This window comes from Sphingomonas sp. BK580, from assembly GCF_014194975.1.
Taxonomy (GTDB): domain Bacteria; phylum Pseudomonadota; class Alphaproteobacteria; order Sphingomonadales; family Sphingomonadaceae; genus Sphingomonas.
Map to the genome: position 1 here is coordinate 314189 of NZ_JACIAY010000001.1, position 21130 is coordinate 335318.

18 protein-coding genes are annotated in these 21130 nt (G+C 71.2%); 7 read left to right on the forward strand and 11 right to left on the reverse strand.

The window, feature by feature from the left end; all coding sequences use genetic code 11:
* Positions 1-12: 12 nt before the first annotated feature.
* Genes FHY05_RS01470 through FHY05_RS01500 form a run of 7 tightly spaced genes read right to left on the reverse strand, consistent with a single transcriptional unit; the run spans position 13 to position 6888 of the window.
* The gene (locus tag FHY05_RS01470; RefSeq protein WP_183942624.1) at positions 13-1695 is read right to left on the reverse strand and encodes a GMC family oxidoreductase; all 1683 of its coding nucleotides are present in this window, start codon (positions 1693-1695) and stop codon (positions 13-15) included.
* A gap of 24 nt (positions 1696-1719) precedes the next feature.
* On the reverse strand, positions 1720-2559 hold the full coding sequence (locus FHY05_RS01475; RefSeq protein ID WP_183942625.1) for a sugar phosphate isomerase/epimerase: 840 nt from the start codon (positions 2557-2559) through the stop codon (positions 1720-1722).
* Positions 2556-3125, reverse strand: coding sequence for a gluconate 2-dehydrogenase subunit 3 family protein (locus tag FHY05_RS01480; protein WP_183942626.1), 570 nt, complete (start codon positions 3123-3125; stop codon positions 2556-2558). The genes FHY05_RS01475 and FHY05_RS01480 overlap by 4 nt, the downstream gene beginning before the upstream one ends.
* A gap of 49 nt (positions 3126-3174) precedes the next feature.
* Complete coding sequence (locus FHY05_RS01485) at positions 3175-4104, reverse strand: TIM barrel protein (protein ID WP_183942627.1); 930 nt, start codon at positions 4102-4104, stop codon at positions 3175-3177.
* Positions 4101-5408 (reverse strand): sugar MFS transporter, encoded by a 1308-nt coding sequence (locus FHY05_RS01490; RefSeq protein ID WP_183942628.1) that lies wholly within the window; start codon positions 5406-5408, stop codon positions 4101-4103. The genes FHY05_RS01485 and FHY05_RS01490 overlap by 4 nt, the downstream gene beginning before the upstream one ends.
* Before the next feature lie 47 nt (positions 5409-5455).
* Positions 5456-6496 carry a sugar phosphate isomerase/epimerase gene (locus tag FHY05_RS01495; RefSeq protein WP_183942949.1) on the reverse strand — a complete coding sequence of 347 codons (1041 nt, stop codon included), beginning with the start codon at positions 6494-6496 and terminating at the stop codon, positions 5456-5458.
* Between the two features lie 14 nt (positions 6497-6510).
* The gene (locus FHY05_RS01500) at positions 6511-6888 is read right to left on the reverse strand and encodes a cytochrome c family protein (RefSeq protein WP_183942629.1); all 378 of its coding nucleotides are present in this window, start codon (positions 6886-6888) and stop codon (positions 6511-6513) included.
* 112 nt (positions 6889-7000) lie between these two features.
* Here FHY05_RS01500 and FHY05_RS01505 point away from each other — a divergent pair, with 112 nt between their 5' ends.
* Positions 7001-8140: a Gfo/Idh/MocA family protein gene (locus tag FHY05_RS01505; RefSeq protein ID WP_183942630.1), complete on the forward strand. Its 1140-nt coding sequence runs from the start codon at positions 7001-7003 to the stop codon at positions 8138-8140.
* 142 nt (positions 8141-8282) lie between these two features.
* Here the strand turns inward: FHY05_RS01505 and FHY05_RS01510 are convergent, their stop codons facing one another.
* Positions 8283-8987: a cytochrome c family protein gene (locus FHY05_RS01510; RefSeq protein WP_183942631.1), complete on the reverse strand. Its 705-nt coding sequence runs from the start codon at positions 8985-8987 to the stop codon at positions 8283-8285.
* 105 nt (positions 8988-9092) lie between these two features.
* On the opposite strand from FHY05_RS01510, the gene FHY05_RS01515 reads away from it, so the two are divergent.
* Complete coding sequence (locus FHY05_RS01515; protein ID WP_183942632.1) at positions 9093-9983, forward strand: prephenate dehydratase; 891 nt, start codon at positions 9093-9095, stop codon at positions 9981-9983.
* Between the two features lie 70 nt (positions 9984-10053).
* A complete protein-coding gene (locus FHY05_RS01520) occupies positions 10054-12168 on the forward strand; it encodes a S9 family peptidase (protein WP_183942633.1) in 2115 nt (704 codons plus the stop codon).
* A gap of 49 nt (positions 12169-12217) precedes the next feature.
* Here FHY05_RS01520 and nudC read toward each other — a convergent pair whose 3' ends face one another.
* From nudC to mutY, 3 genes are read right to left on the reverse strand one after another with little or no spacing between them, the layout of a single operon-like run.
* The gene (gene nudC, locus FHY05_RS01525) at positions 12218-13084 is read right to left on the reverse strand and encodes an NAD(+) diphosphatase (RefSeq protein WP_183942634.1); all 867 of its coding nucleotides are present in this window, start codon (positions 13082-13084) and stop codon (positions 12218-12220) included.
* Positions 13081-14433 (reverse strand): serine hydrolase, encoded by a 1353-nt coding sequence (locus FHY05_RS01530; protein WP_183942635.1) that lies wholly within the window; start codon positions 14431-14433, stop codon positions 13081-13083. The genes nudC and FHY05_RS01530 overlap by 4 nt, the downstream gene beginning before the upstream one ends.
* Entirely contained in the window at positions 14430-15473 is a 1044-nt protein-coding gene (mutY, locus tag FHY05_RS01535; RefSeq protein ID WP_183942636.1) for an A/G-specific adenine glycosylase, read from the reverse strand. The genes FHY05_RS01530 and mutY overlap by 4 nt, the downstream gene beginning before the upstream one ends.
* Before the next feature lie 26 nt (positions 15474-15499).
* On the opposite strand from mutY, the gene FHY05_RS01540 reads away from it, so the two are divergent.
* The 4 genes from FHY05_RS01540 (at position 15500) to FHY05_RS01555 (ending at position 21061) form a co-directional block, all read left to right on the forward strand.
* On the forward strand, positions 15500-16012 hold the full coding sequence (locus FHY05_RS01540) for a DUF721 domain-containing protein (RefSeq protein WP_183942637.1): 513 nt from the start codon (positions 15500-15502) through the stop codon (positions 16010-16012).
* Complete coding sequence (locus FHY05_RS01545; protein ID WP_183942638.1) at positions 16009-16686, forward strand: thioredoxin domain-containing protein; 678 nt, start codon at positions 16009-16011, stop codon at positions 16684-16686. Before FHY05_RS01540 ends, FHY05_RS01545 begins: the two co-directional genes overlap by 4 nt.
* A gap of 194 nt (positions 16687-16880) precedes the next feature.
* Positions 16881-17639 (forward strand): thioredoxin domain-containing protein, encoded by a 759-nt coding sequence (locus tag FHY05_RS01550; protein ID WP_183942639.1) that lies wholly within the window; start codon positions 16881-16883, stop codon positions 17637-17639.
* A gap of 29 nt (positions 17640-17668) precedes the next feature.
* A complete protein-coding gene (locus FHY05_RS01555; RefSeq protein ID WP_183942640.1) occupies positions 17669-21061 on the forward strand; it encodes a chromosome segregation SMC family protein in 3393 nt (1130 codons plus the stop codon).
* Positions 21062-21130 lie beyond the last annotated feature (69 nt).

The window sequence follows — 21130 nt, forward strand, 5'->3', positions numbered from 1 at the left end:
GGTGGCACGTCGTCAGATCAGCCCCGCCTTCTTGGCGCTCACCGCGTGATCCGCCGCGCGGGCGGTCAGCGCCATGAAGGTGAGCGACGGGTTGATGCACGAGATCGAGGCCATCTGCGCGCCGTCGGTGACGAACAGGTTGGGGGCGTCGTGCGCCTGGCTGAAGCCGTTGAGCACCGACGCGCGCGGGTCGCGCCCCATGCGCGCGCCGCCCATCTCGTGGATCGCGTCGCCGGGAACGTGCTCGTCCTCGCTGCTGCGGACGTTGAGCAGGCCCGCCTTCTTCAGCATCTCCTCGCCCTGCACGCGCGCGTCCGCCATCATCTTCAGCTCGTTGTCGCGGAAGCGCACGTCGAAGCGCATCAGCGGCACGCCGAAGCGGTCCACCTTGTCGGGATGGAGCGAGACGTGATTGTCCTCGTACGGCAGGCACTCGCCGAACGCGCCCATCGAGAACTGCCACGGGCCGTACTGGCGCATGCCCTGCTTCATCGAGGCGCCGAAGCCCTGCGGCTTGGCGGGATCGCGCCGCGCGCTGCCCTGGTAACCGTAGCCGCGCTTGAAGCCGAGCCCCTCGTCGCCGTTGTTGTTGCGGAAGCGCGGGATGTAGACGCCGCCGGGGCGCCGGCCGAACTCGATATATTCCTGCATCCCCGGGATCTCGCCGGTGATGCCGACGCGGAAGATGTGATCCATGACGTAGCGGCCGAGCGTCCCGCTGTTGTCGAAGTAGCTCTTGGTGCTGCCCGGCGCGCGCGAGTTCATCAGGATCTGCGTCGACGCCATCGCCGAGGCGCAGAGGAAGACGATGTCGGCGTTGACCGTCTCGGTCTGGCCGGTCTTGGCGTCGACGAAGCGCACGCCCGTCACCCGCTTGCGCTGCGGATCATATTCGAGGTTGGTAACGACGGCGTCCGAGCGGAGCGTGAGCCGACCGGTGGCGCGTGCCGCCGGCAGCGTCACCGCCTGGGTCGAGAAATAGGCGCCGAACGAGCAACCGCGCCCGCACTGGTTGCGGACCTGGCACTTGCTGCGGTTCTGGTCGGGCTTGTCCTCGGTCATGTTGGACAGGCGCGTGTTGATCAGCTTGCGCCCCGGGAACGCGCCCTCGAGCCGCTGCTTGAACCACTTCTCCGCGACGTTCATCGGCATCGGCGGTTGGAACTGGCTGTCCGGCAGATAGGGCAGGTTCTCGTGCGAGCCCGACACGCCGATATACTTCTCGACATAGTCGTACCACGGCGCGACGTCGTCGTAGCGGATCGGCCAGTCTCCGCCGACGTTCTCTTTCTTGTTCGCCTCGAAGTCGGCCGGGCTCCAGCGGAAGCACCAGCGCCCCCAGATGATCGACTTCCCGCCGACCGCCGCGGGACGGATCCAGTAGAACTTGCTGCCCTCGTCGTAGGCATAGGGGTTCAGGCGGTCATTGTTGTAATATTTCTGCGTGCTCGGCGAGACATAGCCGTGCGTCGTGATGAAATAGTCACTCTTGACCAGCTCCGGCGGCATCAGGTCGCGCGCCGGGATCTCATAGGCGGGCTTGCCGTCATAGGTATAGTCGGTCTGATGCTCGACCATGATGCCGCGGTCGAGCATCAGGACGCGCATGCCCTTCTCGGTCAGTTCCTTGGCGGCGAAGCCGCCGCTGACACCGGAGCCGATGACGATCGCGTCAAATTTGTTGGTAGCTGCCATGATCCCCTCCCGGGATGAGTATCGTCAGAAGCGCAGCTTGCGCAGCGTCTGGAAGCTGGTGGTGATGTCGGGGATGTACGGCGCGGGCGACTCGTCGTTCTCGACGTAGAAGTGCTTCACACCCGCCATCGTGTTGAGCTTGAACAGCTTGCCGAAGTCGATCGTGCCGAGCCCGACCGAGGTCATCTTGCCGTCGGGGCGCTGGTCCTTGACGTGATAGGCGTAGATCCGCCCGGCCATCCGCTTGATCAGCGCGGCCGCGTCCTGACCGGCGTGGATCGCCCAGTAGAGGTCGATCTCGACCTTCACCAGCTTGGGGTCCGTCCCCTTGATGAAGCGGTCGTACAGGCTGACGCCATCGGGCTTGTTGGTGAACTCGAAGTCGTGATTGTGATAGGCGAAGCCCAGCCCGTTCTGCGCCAGCTCGCGCGCGAACTTGTTGAAGTTCGGCAGAGCCGCTTCCCACGCATCGGCGGTGCGGTGCTCGTCGGTCATGTACGGCAGAACGATCGTGTCGGCGCCCAGCGTCTTGGCCATCTTCACGCTGTCGTCGAACTTGTTGAGCAGCAGGTCGTAGCCGACGTGGATCGACGGCGAGGTCAGGCCCAGCCGGTCCATGGTCCGGCGCAGCATGGCGTGATCCATGGCGTCGTAGCCGCCGCCGCCATATTCGACCTCGCGATAGCCGATCTTGGCGATCTGCCCGAGCGTGGCGACCGGGTCCTTCTGGAACAGCTCGCGGACGGTGTAGAGCTGGATGCCCACCTTGCCGAGCTGCGCGGCCGACGCGGGCAGCGCGCCCGCCACACCGAGGGCGGCGAGACCGGCGCTGCCGGCCAGGAACGTGCGACGATCCGTCATCATGAGGAATATACCTTGTTGACCTTGGAGTAGAGGAAGGCGCCGTCATACTGGCCGGGCACCGGCAGGTATTCACGCTCCTGCGTGATGCCGATCTCGGACGTGTAATAGCCCACGATCACCATCTGGCGGAACGGCTCGAAGAAGGCGGCGCCGCCCGGGATCGTGTCGTTCATCGCCAGCGTCAGCAGCGCGTCCTGCTGCGCCGGGGTGACCGCGGCGGCGCCCTTCTTGTAGTCGGCACGGCTGCGCGCCTCGATCGCGTCGAGCCCCGCGATGATCGGCACCCGGTCACTCGGCTCGGACCAGTCGGCGAGCAGCTTCTCGATATACTGCGGCACCTCCGCGGCGATCGCGCCGGGCGTGTCGGTCGTCGGGATCACGCGGTCGCTCAGCGCGGTCATCACCGCCTTCTGCGCGGGCGTGAACACCTGCACCGTGGGGGGCCCGGTGTTGATCACCCCGAACGCCTGCTGCGAGGCGACACCGGCCGCGCGCGCGATGGGGGCGAAGAGTTGGCTGCCGAACATCGCGACGATGCCGGCGAGCGCGTCTCTGCGGTCGATCACTTGGTTTCTCCGTTCCGTGCGCCCGCGCGGGCGCCGCTGCTCGTGTTGGTCATGCTTCCTCCCCTGCGACCCGATCGATCGCGCGATAGGCGGCGATCAGCCGCTCCTCGCCCGCGCGCCCCTCGCGCGCATTGCCGTGCTCCATGCCGATCACGCCGGCGTAGCTCTTGTCACGCAGCCAGCGGACGACGTTGGCGTAGTTGATCTCGCCCGTGCCCGGCTCGTTGCGGCCGGGATTGTCGCCGAACTGGATGTAGCCGATCTCGTCCCAGCAGGTGGCGAGCGAGTTGATCAGGTTCCCCGACTGGATCTGCTCGTGATAGCAGTCGGCCAGGATCTTGATCCCCGGGCTGTTCACCCCGCGTGCCACGGCATAGCCGGCCGACCAGCTCTGCATATAGACGTGCGGATGGTTCACCCGCGTGTTGAGTGGCTCCATCACCAGCACCAGCCCACTCGGCGCGACGAGGTCGCCCGCGCGGCGCATGAGGTCGATCACGCGCGCGGTCTGGATCTCCACCGGCACGCGCGCGTCGAGGAAGCCGGTGACCACCGTGGCGCGCCGCGTGTTGAGCCGCTTGGCCACCTCGATCGAGGCGCGCACGTCGGCGAGGAAGGCCTCGCGCTCGGCGCCGTCGTCGCTGCCGAAGATCGGCCGGAACTCGGACCATCGCGGCATGCTCGCGACGAACACGCCCATCGCCATGCCGCGCTGTTGCAGCGCCCTGGCCATCGCCTCCTGCTGCGCGACCGGCCGGGCCCGCGCCTCATTGTCCTCCCAGGCGCGGAAGCCCTGGTCGGCGGCGAAGGCGATCTGCTCGAGCAATCCGCCGCGGCTCTTGAAGCTGCCCTCGTGCGGCGCGAAGCCGAGCGAGAAACGCGCGGCGTTGGACGTGGCGCCGCGCTGCGCCGCGGCCGCGGACGCCGCCAGCGGCAGCGCCGCCCCGGCCGCGATCAGCGAGCGGCGCGTCGGCGTCACGCGGCGTCGCCGCGCGCGAGCGTGGCGCCGCGCGCGCGCCGCTCCGACAGCCAGATGCCGCCGAAGACGAACAGCAGCACCACCGGGAACAGCGCCAGCTTGGCGAACGACTGCGACGCCGCCGCATCCTCGACCTGGCGCAGCGCCGCGCCGGTCAGCTGCTTGAACGCCTCGGGCCCGCCGGCGAGCGCCACCTTGGCCTCGTCGAACATGCCACCCAGCAGCGGCAGCACGAAGAAGCTGGCGAGCGCGCCGGCCGAGCCGACCAGCCCGATCGCCCAGGCGCCACCGCGCGGGTAGCGCTCGGCGACCGACGCCAGCATCGTCGGCCACATCGCGCAGACACCCAGGCCCCACACGGTCGAGGCGAGGATCGCCGCGACCGGCGACTGCGCCAGCGACAGCAGGAACAGGCCGATGCCCGCGAGCAGGCTCGAGATCCACAGCAAACCCGGGTTGGACAGGCGGTTCGCCAGCCGACCGGCGAAGTGGCGGAACACGAACATCAGCGCGCTGACATAGACCAGCAGCAGGATGCCGCGCATGCCGACGCGGTTGGTGAGCGCGACGTCGAGCCACTGGCCGGGCGCGAGCTCCGAGGAGGCGGTGAGGAACATCGCGCCGAACCACACGAAGAAGCTGGGGCGGCGGAACACCTCGCCGATCATCTCGCCGAAGCCGGCGCCCTCGACCTCGGCCGGCGGCGCCGGGAAGGTGGTGGTGGCGGCGATCACGACCACGCCGACCGCGGGGATCAGCACCGAGCCCATGATCGCCTGCCACGGCAGTACGTCGGCGAGGAACACCCCGGCCAGGCCACCGATGATCAGCCCGCCCGGATACCAGGCGTGGAGCACGTTGAGCCGGTGCGTCGTCTCGTCCGGGTAGAGCCGCGCGGTGAGCGGGTTGATCGAGGCCTCGGCGAGGCCCCAGCCGATCCCGCTCAGCAGCATGCCGAACCAGACGAGATTGTAGACCGCCATGCCGGTGGCGAGATGCCCCGCGCCGACGATCAGCCCGGTGCCGATCAGGAAGCAGACGCCGCAGCCGATCAGCACGCGCTTGGCACCGATCTTGTCGAGCAGGGCGCTGACGACGAAGACCGTGATGGCGAAGCCGAGGAAGGCGGAACCCAGCGCCGCCCCGATCAGTTCACCCGCCTGAACCGGCGCGATGGGATCGATCCACTCCGCCTTGAGGCTGCTCGCGACCGCGGCGCGCAACGAGGCGCTGATCGCGGCGGTGGCCAGTGCCAGCACGCCGAGCCAGAATAATCGGCTGCGGTTCACTCCTGCCTGCTCCACTCGGTCCTCTCCCTTTTCTCTGTGTCGTTATCGTAGCCGGTACGGGATCAGCCGAGGCCGAGCAGGCGGCGATTGGCGCTGGGATCGCTGCCGCCGGCGAAATCGTCGAAGGCATGTTCCGGGCGCCGGATCATGTGCGCGGCGATGAAGGGTGCGCCCTCGCGCGCGCCGTCCTGCGGGTGCTTGAGCGCGCATTCCCACTCCAGCACCGCCCAGCCCGAATAGTCGTACTGGGTGAGCTTCGAGAAGATCCCGCCGAAATCCACCTGCCCATCGCCGAGCGAGCGGAAACGGCCGGGCCGATCGACCCAGTCCGAATAGCTGCCGTACACGCCCGCACGCCCGGTCGGGTTGAGCTCCGCGTCCTTGACGTGGAACATCTTGATGCGCTCGTGATAGATGTCGATGAACTGGAGATAGTCCATCGCCTGCAGCACCATATGGCTGGGATCGTAGAGGATGTTGGCGCGCTGGTGGCCGCCGACCTGGTCGAGGAAGCGCTCGAAGGTGACGCCGTCGTGCAGGTCCTCGCCGGGGTGCAGCTCGAAGCAGAGGTCGATGCCCTCCTCCTCGAACGCGTCGAGGATCGGGGTCCAGCGCCGGCCCAGCTCGGCGAACGCCTCCTCGACCAGCCCCGCGGGGCGCTGCGGCCAGGGATAGACGAAGCCCCAGACGAACGCGCCCGAGAAGGTGGCGTGCGCGCTCAGCCCGAGGCGACGGCTCGCCTTGGCGGCGAGGCGTAGGCGCTCGACGGCCCATCGCTGCCGCTCGACCGGCTTGCCGCGCAGCTCGGGCGGGGCGAAGCCGTCGAACAGCTCGTCATAGGCGGGATGCACCGCGACGAGCTGGCCCTGGAGGTGGGTGGAAAGCTCGGTGATCTCCACCCCCGCCTCGCGGCAGCGGCCGATCAGCTCGTCGGCATAGGTCTGGCTCTCGGCGGCGCGCTCCAGGTCGATGCAGCGCGCGTCCCAGGTCGGGATCTGCACACCGGCATAGCCCGCGTCCGCCATCCAGCGCACGGCGCTGTCGAGCGTGTCGAAGGGCGCTTCGCCCATGAACTGGGCGAGGAAGACCCCCGGCCCGCGCATCGCCGACGCGCCGCTCACTTGAGCGTCTTGAGATAGGCGATGACGGCGGCGCGCTTCGTCGGGTCGGCCATGCCGATCGGCATGCGCGTGCCCGGCACCTTCTTGCTCGGCCCCGCGATGAACTCGCTCAGCGACTTCTCGTCCCAGGTCAGCTTGGACGCCTTGAGCGCGGCCGAATAGTTGAAGCCGGGGGCGGTGCCGGCAGGACGGCCGACGACGCCGTAGAGGTTCGGCCCGATGCGATTGGGGCCACCCTTCTCGACCGTGTGACAGGCCTTGCAGGCGGCGAAGGCCGGCGGCGTGGCGGCCTGCGCCGCGAGCGGGGCGGGCATCAGGGCGATCGCCGCGGCGGCGACGACCGGAAGAGCGGCTAGTCCGGCGATCAGCTTCATCGCGACTCTCTCCAATTGGTTGTTTGGCGCATGTTTAGCGCTAAACAAGCGGGGATCAACCCGCTCGGTGACGCTGCGTCACCGTGGGACAATGCGACGGGAGAGATGAACGATGGCGCAACGACAACCACTTCGGCTCGCGATGCTGGGCGGCGGCGAGGGCGCCTTCATCGGCGCGGTCCACCGCATGGCGGCGGGCGTCGACGGCGACTGGCGGCTGGTCGCGGGCGCGTTCAGCAGCGACGCCGCGCGCAACACGCGCAGCGGCGAGTCGCTCGGACTCGACCCGGCACGGGTCTATGCCACGTTCGAGGAGCTGCTCGCCGCCGAGCGCGCCCTTCCCGAGAACGAGCGAGTCGAGGCAGTGGCGATCGTGACGCCGAACCATCTCCACGCGCCGATGTCGATCGCCGCGCTCGACGCGGGCTTCCACGTCATCTGCGAGAAGCCGATGTCGCTCAACCTGGAGGAGGCTGAGGCGATCGCGGCGGCGGTGGAGCGCAGCGGGCGCCACTACGCGCTCGCCTTCACCTACAGCGGCTACCCGCTGATCGAGGAGGCGCGCGCGCGCGTCGAGCGTGGCGACTTCGGCACGATCCGGCTGGTGCAGGTGGAATATTCGCAGGGCTGGCTGGCGCGCGCGATCGATCGCGACGGCAACAAGCAGGCCGAGTGGCGCACTGATCCGGCGCGCGCCGGCCTGGGCGGCTGCCTCGGCGACATCGGCACCCACGCCTTCCAGCTCGCCGAGCATGTCTCCGGGTTGAAGGTCGAGGCGCTCTGCGCCGAGCTGACCACCCACGTGCCCGGCCGCCGGCTCGACGACGACGTCAGCGTGCTGCTGCGCTTCGCGGGCGGCGCGCGCGGCGTGCTCAAGGCCAGCCAGGTCGCGGCCGGCGACGAGAACGGGCTGCGGCTGCGCGTCCACGGCGAGCTCGGCGGGCTCGACTGGGCACAGATGGAGCCCAACACGCTGACGCTCCGCTGGCTGGACCAGCCGGTCCAGGTGCTGCGCACCGGCGGTCCGGGGCTGAGCGACGGCGCCGCCGCGCGGACGCGCACGCCGGCGGGTCACCCGGAAGGCTATATCGAGGCGTTCGCCAACATCTACCGCGGTTTCGCGGGCGCGATCCGCGGGGCGGCGCCGGCGATGTGGTATCCCGGCGTGGACGACGGCGTGCGCACCATGGCCTTCGTCGAGGCGGTGGTCGGCAACGCCCAGTCCGACGTGAAATGGAGCGCGCTGGGCTAGGTCGATCCGAACCGTGCTCCTGCCCACGCCGGAGCACGGTCGGTCTGTCCGTATCATCGCCTAGGGCGGCAGAGCGACGCGGCGCGATCTCGCCCGCCGAACTCGCCGTCAGGGGCGACTTGTCAGCCTTGCGCCGGCCGCCTCAGGGCTTGGCCGGCGGCTCCGCGCCGAGCGACTTGTTCTCTTTGGCCGCCGGGTCGACCGAGGGCGCACCGGAGGCCGGGGTGCCGGTGTTCGACAGGTCGGCGGTGTCGCCCTTGGCGCTCTCCGTGACGTTGGCGACCGCCTGGTCCGTGCTCGCCGGCGCCGCCCCCGCCGCCGGCGCGGCCGGCAGCGGCAGGTTGGAGCCCTGCTGGTTGAGATAGGCGATCACGTTGGCGCGGTCCTGCGGGTTGCCCAGGCCGGCGAAGGTCATCTTGGTGCCGTTGGCGAATTTGCGCGGGCTGGTCAGCCACGCGTTCATTTTCTCGAAGTCCCAGGTGCCGCCAACCGACTTGAGCGCGTCCGAGAAGGCGAAGCCCGCCTTGCCCTGCGCCACCCCCTCGCCGAGCGTCGCGTACAGGTTCGGCCCGATGCCGTTGGCGCCACCCTGGTTGATCGTGTGGCACGCGGCGCACTTCTTGAAGACCTCGGCGCCCTTGGCCGGATCGGCGCTGGCGAGCAGCGACGCGATCGGCACCTCCGCCGCGGCGCCGCCGCCGCCGGCCTCCTCGACGCCCTCGATCGCGTAGCCCATCTTCTCGGGGCGTTCGCCGTGGAAGACCTGGCTGCCGACGATCGACAGCCCCAGCGCGACTCCGGCACCCGCCAAGACCCAGCCGAAAATCGTGTTGCTACGATCGTCCATGTCGCCCGTGTGCCCCTCTCTAATTAGGTCGATCCATAGAAAAGCCGCCACGGCACCGCAAGCGCTTGAGCGGCGCGCCGCGCTCTTCTACGCGCCGAAGCCGAGATGGACAGCTACGCCGCCCCCGCTTTGCCGATCGTCGAACGCCTGACCGAGGCCGCCGCGCGCGCGCCCGAGAGCGCCGTCGCCTTCCAGGGCGCGCCCGGCGCCAACAGCCATGTCGCGGTGGGCGAGGCCTTCCCGGAGGCGCTGCCCCTGCCCTGTTTCAGCTTCGACGACGCGCTCGACGCGGTGAAACAGGGCCGCGCGGCGCGCGCGCTGATCCCGATCGAGAACTCGCTCCACGGGCGGGTCGCCGACATCCACTTCCTGCTGCCCGAGTCCGGCCTGGTGATCATCGGCGAGCATTTCCTGCCGATCCGCCACGCGCTGATCGGCCTCGGCCCGCGCGCGGCGGTGACCAGCGCGATGAGCCATCCCCAGGCGCTCGGCCAGTGCCGCCACTGGCTCAAGGCGCACGGGATCGCGCCGGTGAGCTATCCCGACACCGCGGGCGCCGCCGCGGTGGTGGCCGAGCTGGGCGATCCCAGCGTCGCCGCGCTCGCCCCGCCTGGCGCGGCGGCGATCTACGGACTCGAGCTGCTCGCCACCGACATCGCCGACGCCGATCACAATATGACCCGCTTCGTCACGCTCGCGCGCGACGGGGTGCCGGTCGACGGCGAGGGGCCGTGGATGACCACCTTCATCTTCGCGGTGAAGAACGTGCCGGCCGCGCTGTACAAGGCGATGGGCGGCTTCGCCACCAACGGCGTCAACATGACCAAGCTGGAGAGCTACCAGCGCGGCGGCAGCTTCGCGGCGACCGAATTCTACGCCGACGTCGAGGGCCGCCCCGGCGATCCCGGCTTCGACCGCGCGATGGCCGAGCTAGGCTTCCACGCCAAGCACCTGCGCGTGCTCGGTTCCTACCGCCAGGCGCGCAAACGCGGCTGACCGCCCCTTGCGCGCGCCGCACCCGCTCCTATCGTTCAGCGCAATGACCATGGGTGGGGACGGACGCGTGATGAAGACCTTACTGCTGGCCGGCGCCGTGCTCACCGCCGTCGCGGGCGCGTCCGCCTGGGCGCAGGCCGCCCCGCAGCCGCCGCGCGCGGCGAAGAAGCCGCACCAGGTCACCTCGCCCAACGGCACGCGCGAGGACGATTACTACTGGCTGCGCGACGATACCCGCGAGGATCCCGAGATGCTGGCCTATCTCGCCGCGGAGAACGCTTATGCGGACGCGACGCTGGCGTCGCTCAAGCCGTTGCAGGACAAGCTGTACGCCGAGACGGTCAGCCACATCAAACAGGACGACAGCAGCGTTCCCTATCGCGAGCGCGGCTATTATTATCAGACCCGCTACACGCCGGGCGCCGACTATCCGATCGTCGAACGCCGAAAGGGCGCGCCCGACGCCACCGCAGAGATACTGTTCGACCAGCCCGCGATGGCGAGGGGCCATAATTTCTTCGCGCTGAGCGACTGGTCCGTGAGCCAGGACAATCGGCGGGTGGCCTACGCCGAGGACACCGTCGGCCGACGCCAATATGTGCTCAAGGTCAAGGACCTGGTTACCGGGCAGCTGCTGCCGGACACGATCACCAACGTCGAGCCCAACCTCGTCTGGGCCGACGACAACCGCACGCTCTTCTACATCGCCAAGGATCCGGTGACGCTGCGCGGCTATCGCGTGATGGCGCACGTACTCGGCACGCCGGTCAGCGCCGACCGCCTCGTGTACGAGGAGAAGGATGACACCTTCCAGATGGGGATCAGCCGCACCAGCGACGATCGCTTCATCTGCATCGGCGTGTCCGCCACGGTGAGCGACGAGCAGCGTTGTGCTCCCGCCGCGGCGCCGACCAACTTCGCGCTGGTGGCGCCGCGCGCGCGCGAGTTCCGCTACGGCGCGGACCACATGGGTGACCGCTGGATCATCCGCACCAACCGCGGCGCACGCAACTACAAGCTCGTCACCGTCGCCGACCCTGCGCTCGCCCGCGGCGTCACCGCCTGGCGCGACCTGACACCGGCGAGCGACAGCGTCTTCATCGAGGACTTCAAACCGTTCCGCGGCTTCATCGCGCTGGACCAGCGCGAGGGCGGCAACCGCATGATCCGGCTGCTGGCCGACGGCCGCTCGGCGCCGGTCAAAGCCGACGAGCCGGCCTATCAGATGGAGCTGGCGGTCAACGCCGAGCCCGATACCGACTGGGTGCGCTACACCTACGCCTCGCTGGTGACGCCGACGACCACCTATGAGGTCAACGCGACGACCGGCGAGCGCCGCGTGCTCAAGGTCTCGCCGGTGCCCGGCTACGACCCGTCGAACTACGTCACCGAGCGGGTCTGGGCCACCGCGCGCGACAGCACCAAGGTCCCGGTCTCGGTGGTGTACCGCAAGGGCGTCAAGCGCGACGGCACCGCGCCGCTCTTCCAATATGCCTATGGCAGCTACGGCGTGTCGATGGATCCGGCGGTCGATCCGGCGCGCATCGCGATGCTCGACCGCGGCGTGGTATACGCGCTGGCGCACATCCGCGGTGGCCAGGAGATGGGGCGCGGCTGGTATGATGACGGCCATTTGCTGCACAAAAAGAACAGCTTCACCGACTTCATCGACGTGACGCGCTATCTGGTGGCGCAGAAATATGCCGCCCCGGGCCGGGTGGCGGCGATGGGCGGTAGCGCCGGCGGGCTGCTGATGGGCGCGGTCGCGAACATGGCGCCGCAGGACTATGCGCTGATCGTCGCGCAGGTGCCGTTCGTCGACGTGGTGACGACGATGCTCGACGCCTCGATCCCGCTGACCACCTTCGAGTACGACGAATGGGGCAACCCGGCGCAGAAGCCCTATTACGATTACATGCTGAGCTACTCGCCCTACGACAATGTCGCGGCCAAGGCGTATCCGGCGATGTACGTCAGCACCGGCCTGTGGGACAGCCAGGTGCAATATTATGAGCCGACCAAATGGGTCGCGCGATTGCGCGAGCTGAAGACCGGCGACGCGCCACTGGTCTACCGCGTCAACATGGAGGCCGGCCACGGCGGCAAGTCGGGACGCTTCGAGCGTTATCGCCAGGGCGCGGAGTGGCAGGCTTTCGCGCTGCAGCGGCTGAAGGTGGCGGAGTAAGGTCGGGGCGGCGCCCCTGCCTTGTCGGAGCGGTCCCGCCTGGTTTTTTCTACTCCGCCCATGCCCGCAACAGCGTATGCGCGATCGCGTAGGGCGGCGGCGCGACGAAGCGTCCTCCCTCGCCCGCGAGTGCCCCGCGCACCTCGTCCCGCGTGACCCACATCGCGTCCTCCAATTCGTTGGCGTCGAGCGTGATCGTGTCGTCGGCCGCCTCCGCGACGCAGGCGATCATCAGCTGCGAGGGGAACGGCCACGGTTGGCTCGCGACGTAGCGGACGTCCGTCACCCGCACGCCCGACTCCTCGGCGATCTCGCGCGCCACCGCCTCCTCGACCGACTCGCCCGGCTCGAGGAAGCCCGCCAGCGCGGAGTAGCGCCCCGTGGGCCAGCTCGGCTGCCGCCCGACCAGCGCCCGGCCGTCATGTTCCGCCAGCATGATCACCACCGGGTCGACGCGCGGGAAATGCTCGGCCGAGCAGGTCGGGCAGCGGCGCCCCCAGCCGGCGCGGAACAACCCGGTCGCGCTGCCGCAATTGGCGCAGAAGCGGTGGCGCGCGTGCCAGTCGAGCAGCGAGCGCGCCGCCGCGAAGGTCGCCGCCTCGCCCGCGCGCAGTTGGTCGAGCAGGCCGAACAGGCTGGGCGAGCGGAACGGCGGCGGCGCCCCCGCGCCGGGCACGATCGCGGCGAAGCGCGGCGCCCCCGCGTCGAGCCCGAGCAGCACCAGCTCCGCCTCCGCCGGCGCGGCCGATAGCGGCGCCCAGGCCAGCGCGCCACCCTCCCCCACCACCGGCTCGAACGACTCGAGCACCAGCAGCCGCGCCGCCGGGTCCGCCACCGCGGCGGCGAGACCGTCGGCGTCGTGGCGCAGCGCGTCGGCGCGGTCGAGCGTGCCGCCGGTGAAGCCGGTCGCGATCACCGCGGTACGCCGGGGTGGAGCCGCGCCGCGTCGCGCGCCAGCGCCGCGAACGTCTCCTTGGCGAGGGGATAGCGCTCGCCCGGGAAGTAGTTGACCATGATCGTCCCCCTGAAGCGCCGCGCGGGATCGACGATCGCCACCGTTCCCGCCGCGCCGCCCCAGCCATAGCTGCCCTTCGAGGCGCCGCCGGCCTCGTCGGCGAGATAGACCACCCCGCCCGCGCCGAAGCCCTGCGCCACGCCTTCCTTGTTCTTATAGCTCACGCCCGGCGGCAGCAGGTTGGACATCGCCAGCCGCGCGGTCTCGGGCTTCATGATCGTCACGCCGTCGAGCGTGCCCGCGTCCTGGAGCATGTGGAGGAAGCGGTCGTAATCGCGCGCCGACGCCACCAGCCCCGCGCCGCCGTACGGGAAGCTGGGCGGCTGGAGGAACACCGAGCGCGCCGCGGGGTCGAGCGGGATCAGCTGGTCGCCCGCGAAAGCGTAGTTGGTCGCGAACCGCGCGACGTTGCCGGGCGCGACCTGGAAGTCGGTCGAGGTCATGCCGAGCGGATCGAGGATGCGCGCGTGGACGAAGTGCTCGAACGGCTGCCCGGACACCTTCTCGATCACCGCGGCGAGCACGTCGAGCCCCATCGAATAATGCCAGGTCGTGCCCGGCTCGGCGACGAGCGGCGCCTGCGCGACGCGCTCGGCGAAGGCGATCAGCGAGGCCGGCCGCGTCTTGCGGGCCACCGCCTCGGTCTGCGCGTTGGCCGAGAAGGGGACGAGGCCGAGCCGCTCATATTCCTTGAGCAGCGGCCCCTGCGCGTTGATCTGATAGCCGATGCCAGAGCTGTGCGTCATCAGCTCGCGGATCGTGATCGCCGCGCGCGCGGGCCGCGTCTCCAGCGACGTGTCCGGGCTGGTCAGCACCTTCATCCGGGCGAAGCCGGGAAAGTACTTCGAGAGCGGGTCGTCGAGCGACAGCTTGCCCTCCTCGACCAGCAGCATCGCCGCCATGCCGGTGATCGGCTTGGTCATCGAGTAGACGCGCCACAGCGAGTCGGGGCCGGCCGGCTGCGCGCCCGGATCGGTGGCGACCGCACCCGCGCTGACGAACACGGTCGGCAGGTCGCCCAACCCGAAGGCGCCGACGATGCCGGGCATCTTCCTGCCACGGACATAGCCGTCGAACAGCGCCTGCGTCGCTGGCAGGAGCTGCGCCCCAGGCAGCCCCTGCGGCGGCGTCGCTCCCTGGGTCGGGGGTGCGGTCTGCGGGCGCGGCGCGGGCGCCCGCTGCGCCGAGAGCTGAGTCGCCGCCACCAGCGCGGTGAGCGCCGCCGTACCGAACCACCGGAACACCGTCATGCCTGTCTGCTCCTCGCCAGCGCTGCCGCCTTCGCGAACAAGGTCGGCAGCCCCGCCTCGTCCAGTGTCGCGACCGGCCACCACTCGCCCAGGTTGGTCGCGCGCTCGGTGTCGGCGACCGCCACGTCCAGGTCCAGCGTGAAATGCGTGAAGCCGTGCTCGACTCGTCGCTCCAGCACGCGCCACGCCGCCTCGGCGGGCGCGTCACGCAAGCCGGGCGGCGCCAGCTCCCACGGACCGGTCGGCAGCGCGCGCATCCCGCCGAGCAGGCCTTTCTCCGGCCGGCGCACCAGCAGCACGTGGCCGTCGCGCTCGAGCCAGAAGATCGTGCCGTAGCGATGTGGCCGCGCCGCCTTGGGCTTCTTGACCGGGAAGGCCTCCGGCGTGCCCAGCGCGAGTGCGGCGCACTGGTCGGCGAGCGGGCAGAGCAGGCAGCGCGGCTTGCGCGGGGTACAGACCGCCGAGCCCAGGTCCATCATCGCCTGCGCATAGTCGCCGGCGCGTTTCTCCGGCGTGATCGTCGCCGCGGCGGCGCGGATCGCGCGGCGCCCGCCCGGCAGCGGCGCGTCGATCGCGAACAGCCGCGCCACCACGCGCTCGACATTGGCGTCCACCACCACCGCGCGTCGCCCGAACGCGATCGCCGCGACCGCGGCGGCGGTATAGTCGCCGAAGCCGGGCAGCGCGCGCAGCGCATCCTCGGTGTCGGGCAGTGCGCCGCCATGCTCCGCCGCGATCGCGCGCGCCGCGGCGAGCAGGTTGCGCGCGCGGGCGTAATAGCCGAGCCCGGCCCAGGCCGCCATCACGTCGGCCTCGTCCGCCGCGGCGAGGTCGGCGAAGCTCGGCCAGCGCGCCACCCAGGCGGCGAAGCGCGGGCGCACCGTCGCCACCGTGGTCTGCTGCAGCATCACCTCGCTCAGCCAGACTCGATAGGGATCGGGCGTCTCGCCCGGCAGCGCGCGCCACGGCAGCGCGCGACGGTGCCGGTCATACCAGTGTAGCAAGGGCTTGGCGGCAGTGATCGCGCGCTTGGCGTCCATGCCCCGGCTATGGCATGGGGGCGGGAATGAGCAAGCGCCCTCGCGTCTCCGATCAACCTCCCGAGCGGCAGAACCGGTCGCGCCAGGTGGCCGAGCTGCTGCCCTCGGTCGGCGGGGCGGCGTTCCGGCGCTTCGGCTTCGTCCAGTCCGCGATCGTGTCGCGCTGGCCCGAGATCGTCGGCGAGAAGCTCGCCGCCGCCAGCACGCCCGAGTCGATCCGCTTCCCGGTCGGCAAGAAGCAGGACGGCACGCTGACACTCACCGTCCGCGGCGCGCACGCACCGATGATGAGCCACCTGACGGTCGAGATCATCGAGCGGGTCAACCGCTTCTTCGGCTATGCCGCGGTGTGCAAGGTCGCGATCCGCCACGGCGAGGTGAGCAAGCGTCCCGAGCGTCGCGCGCCGCCGTCGCTCGCCCCCGCCCCCGAGCTGGGCGGCAGCCTCAAGACGATCGCCGACCCCGAGCTCAAGGCCGTGCTCGAGGCGTTGGCCTCGGGCGTCGCCGCCAACCCTCCCTCGCTGCCGAAGGTACGATGACCCGCTTCCGCTCGCTCCTGCTGCCGCTCGCCGCGCTCGCGCTCGGCACCGCTGCCGGCGCCGCCGCGCCGCGCCCGTGGACCGCGGTGGCGACCCCGGTGGCGACCGGCAGCTACCTGATCGGCAACCCCAAGGCGCGCGTGAAGCTGGTCGAATATGTCAGCTACACCTGCCCGCACTGCGGCCATTTCGCCGCCGAGTCGCGCGCGACACTCGGCGCGATGGTGCGCTCGGGTTCGACCAGCGTCGAGGTGCGCAACCAGATCCACGACGGCATCGATCTCGCCGCGGCGACGCTGGCGCGCTGCGCCGGCCCCGCCGCCTTCCCCGCGCTGCACGAGGCCTTCTACGTGAAGCAGGAGGAATGGTACGAGCGCGCCGCCGAGTGGAGCGAGGGCAATCGCGCGCGGATCGCGTCGTGGCCGCAGCTCGACCAGCTCAAGGCGGTGGCGCAGGGCGCCGGGCTCGACGCGATCGCCAGGCAGGCCGGCGCGCCCGCCGCGGCGATCGACGCCTGCTTCGCGAACGACGCGCAGGTGAAGCGCGCCATCGCGGGCTCGGAGGCGACCAGCAAGGTGAAGGGCACGCCCGCGTTCGAGATCAACGGCAGGCTGATCGAGAATGTCGGCTGGGCGCAGCTCGAGCCGCAGTTGCGCGCCGCTGGGGCGCGGTGAGGAAAGCGATTTTCAATCCTCCCCTGGAAGGGGAGGTGGCGCGCGTAGCGCGACGGAGGGGTGTCACCGCTGGTGAGTCAAGCCCGCCCCACCGGCCGGGTCACCTCTCCGTCAGGCCTTCGGCCTGCCACCTCCCCTTTCAGGGGAGGATGGATTGAACGGAATCTATACGGTCTTATCAACGGAGTGACCGAATGAAGCGTCTCGCATCCCCCCTGCTCTTCGCCGCCGCGGCGCTGCTCGCCGGCTGCGGCAGCGGCGGTGACGGCAACGGCAGCGCGCCGAGCGCGCCCGCCGGCTCGGTCAAGGCGGTCGCCGCGCCCGCGGGCTCGGACTGGACCCAGCAGGTCCGCCAGACGCCCGAGGGCGGCTTCGTTATGGGCAACCCGGACGCGCCGCTCAAGCTGGTCGAGTACGGCTCGCGCACCTGCCCCACCTGCGGCGCCTTCGGCCAGACCGGCATGCGTCCGCTCGAGGAGAATTATGTCAAGACCGGCAAGGTCTCGTACGAGTTCCGCGACTTCCTGGTCCACGGCCCGCCCGACTTCGCGGCCTCGCTGCTCGGGCGCTGTGCCGGCGCGGCGCCGTTCTTCCCGATCCTCGAGCAGATGTACATCGACCAGCCCAAGTTCCTCGACGCGCAGATGAAGGCGGCACAGGACCAGTCGTTCCTCCAGTCCACGCAGAACGCCACGCCGGCGCAGGTGGCGAACGGCTGGGCGGACAAGATGGGCTATGTCGAGTTCGTCAAGCAGCGCGGCATCACCGAGGCGCAGGCGCGCGCCTGCCTCAACGATCCCAAGGCGATCGAGGCGCTGACCAAGATGACGCAGGACGCCACCGAGAAGCAGGACGTGACCGGCACGCCCACCTTCTTCCTCAACGGCCGCAAGCTGGAGAACAGCGTCACCTGGCAGGCGATCGAGACGGCGCTCAAGGCCGCCGGCGCCTGACGTCGAGCATGACGCGGGGCTGACCCTCGATGCGCATCAAGCGGCTGCGGCTGACCGGCTTCAAGAGCTTCGTCGACCCGGCCGACCTGCGCATCGAGCCGGGGCTGACCGGGGTGGTCGGCCCCAACGGCTGCGGCAAGTCGAACCTGCTGGAGGCGCTGCGCTGGACGATGGGCGAGAACAGCGCCCGGTCGATGCGCGGCGCCGGCATGGAGGACGTGATCTTCGCCGGCACGGCGACACGGCCGCCGCGCGACTTCGCCGAAGTGTCGCTGCTCGCCGAGATCGACGCGCCCGACGGTGCGCAGGAGCGCGAGATCGTCCGCCGCATCGAGCGCGGTGCCGGCTCGGCCTATCGGCTCGACGGGCGCGACGTCCGCGCCAAGGACGTCCAGCTCCTCTTCGCCGACGCCGCGACGGGCGCGCACTCGCCCGCGCTGGTCAGCCAGAACCGTATCGGCGCGGTGATCGCGGCCAAGCCGGGCGAGCGCCGCGCGATGCTGGAGGAGGCCGCGGGGATCGCCGGGCTGCACGTCCGCCGCAAGGACGCGGAGGCGCGGCTGCGCGCCACCGAGGCCAATCTCGCGCGGCTCGACGAGCTGATGGCGGACCAGGGCACGCGCATCGCCGCGCTGCGCCGCCAGGCGCGCGCCGCGGAGCGCTACCGTCTCCTCTCCGAGCAGATCCGACTGGCCGAGGCGCGGATGATCTTCGCGCGCTGGCGCGACGCCGCCGCCGCCGCCGCCGCCGCCAAGCAGGAGGCCGACGCCGCCGCGGCGCAGGTTTCCGCCGCGACCGAGGCGGAGCAGGCGACGCTCGCGGCGCAGCGCGCTGCCGCCGAGCAGGTCGCCGGCACGCGCGCCGCCGCGCTGGCAGCGCGCGACCGCGCCGGCGAGCTCGCGCACCAGCTGACGCGCGCGCGCGAGCAGCGCCACGGCGTGCAGCGGCGGCTGGAGGAGATGGAATCGGCGCATCGTCGCATCGGCGAGGATCGCGCGCGCGAGGACTCGCTCGCGCACGACGCCGCCGCGGCGCTCGACCGCCTCGCCGCCGAGGCCGAGACACTCGACCGCCGCGTCGCCGAGGGCAGCGCCGCGCTGCCCGCGCTCGACGCCGCGCTCGCCGAGGCGGAGCGCCACGCGCGCGACGTCGAGGTCGCGCTCGCGCAGGCGCTGTCGGCCGAGGCGGCGGAGGCGGCCGAGCGTCGCGTCGCCGCCGCCGCGCACGCCGCCGCAGCGGCGCGCCATGAGCGCGCGCGGCGCGAGGCGATGCGGCTCGCCGAGGCGATCGAGGCGCTCGACGATCCCGCCACGCTGGAGTCGGTGCGCGATGCCGCGCGCGCGGCGCAGGCCGACGCGCAGGGGCGCATGGCGAAGGCACGCGCCGCGCTCGACTGGGCCGAGACGAGCGAGACCCAGGCGCGCGAGGAGCGCGACCCCGCCGAGGCGGCGCGCGCCACCGCGCTGGCGGCGCTGGCCGCGCTCGACGGCGAGGCGGCGGCGCTCGCGCGCGCGGTCGAGCAGAAGGGCGAGAAGCTGCTCGACTCGGTCAGCGCCGAGCCCGGCTTCGAGCGGGCGCTCGCCGCCGCGCTCGGCGACGAGCTGGAGACCGCGCTGGCCGACTGGCACGGTTCGCCGCTCGGTGAGGACGATCCGTCCGCCCCGATCGGCACGCTGCCGCTCGCGGCACGAGTCACCGCACCGCCCGAGCTGGAGCGGCGCCTGTCGCAGGTGTTCCTGGTCGAGACCGACTCGGGTCAGCCACTCCGCCCCGGCCAGCGGCTGGCGACCCGCGAGGGGCGCGTGCGGCGGTGGGACGGCTATGTCAGCACCAGCGGCGGCGTCGCCGCGGCGGAGCGGCTGGAGCGACGCAACCGGCTCGCCGCGCTGCAGGCCGAGCGCCCGGCCGCGGAGACGGCGGTGGAGCGTGCCACGCAGCGGCGCGCGCAGATCGACGAGCGCATCGCACGTGCGCGTGCGGCGGCGCAGTCCTCGCGCGCGCTGCTCGCGCAGGGCGAGGCCGACGTGCGCTCGGCGCAGCGGGACGAGGACCGCGCCGCCGCGCAGCTCGAGCGGCTCGCCGGCCAGCGAACCGATCTCGCGCAACGCGCCGAGCGGGTCACCGCCGAGGCGGCGGAGGCTTTCGCCGAGCAGGAGCGCGCCGCGGACACGCTCGCCGCCCTCCCCGACGGCGCCGCCGCGGCGGGCGAGACCGCGCGGCTGCGCGGTGAGGCCGAGGCGGCGCGCGCCAAGGTGGCGCTGGCACGCTCCGATCGCGCCACGCGCGAGCGCGAGCTGACCGACGCGCGCGAGCGTCGCGCCGCGGGCAAGAGCGAGGCGCAGGGCTGGCGCACGCGCGCGGGCGAGGCGGCGAAGCGGATCGCCGACATGGACCAGCGCGCCGCCGACTTGGAACGCGAGCGTACCACGCTCGCCGCCCGCCCCGACGCGCTCGCCGCCGAGATCGCGACGCTCGACCGCGAGGTGAGCGTCGCGCGCGCCGCCGCCGACTCGACCCAGGCCGAGGAGCGCGCCGCCGAGGCCGCGCTGCGCGACGCCGACACCGCGCACGCGCGCGCCGCCGAGGCGCTCGCCACCGCGCGCGAGGCGCGCGCCGGCGCTAACGCGCGCGCCGAGAACCACGAGCTGCGCCGCGTCGAGATGGGGCGCGTCTCGGGCGAGCGCTTCGAATGCCCCGCGCCCGTGCTGCCCGAGAAGATCGGGTTCGCCTCGGCCGAGGTCGGCTCGCCGCAGGATGAATCGAGCACGCACGAGCGGCTGACGCTCGACCGCGAGCGGCTCGGGCCGGTCAACCTCGTCGCCGAGCGCGAGCTGGAGGAGCTGGAGACGAGCGGCGCCGCCACCGCGGCGGAGCGCGAGGAACTGGGTCAGGCGGTCAATCGGCTGCGCGGCTCGATCGGCACGCTCAATCGCGAGGGGCGGCAGCGCCTGCTCGCCGCCTTCGAGGCGGTCAACGGCCATTTCCGGCGGCTGTTCACCACCTTGTTCAACGGCGGCCAGGCCCACCTGGCGCTGGTCGACTCGGACGATCCGCTCGAGGCCGGGCTCGAGATCATGGCGCAGCCGCCGGGCAAAAGGCTCCAGTCGCTCACCCTCCTGTCCGGCGGCGAGCAGGCGCTGACCGCGGTCGCGCTGATCTTCGGGCTGTTCCTGACCAACCCCGCGCCGATCTGCGTGCTCGACGAGGTCGACGCGCCGCTCGACGACGCCAATATCGAGCGCTTCTGCGACCTGCTCGAGCAGATGAGCCGCGAGACCGACACGCGCTACCTGATCGTCACGCACAATGCGGTGACGATGAGCCGGATGCACCGCCTTTTCGGGGTGACGATGGTGGAGCGCGGGGTGAGCCGGCTGGTGTCGGTCGACCTCCAGGCGGCGGAGTTGCTCGCGGCGGAGTGAGCGGGCAGCGCCCGCGCTTCATTCCCCAACGTCATCCTGACCTTGTTTTAGGATCCACTGCCCCGCACG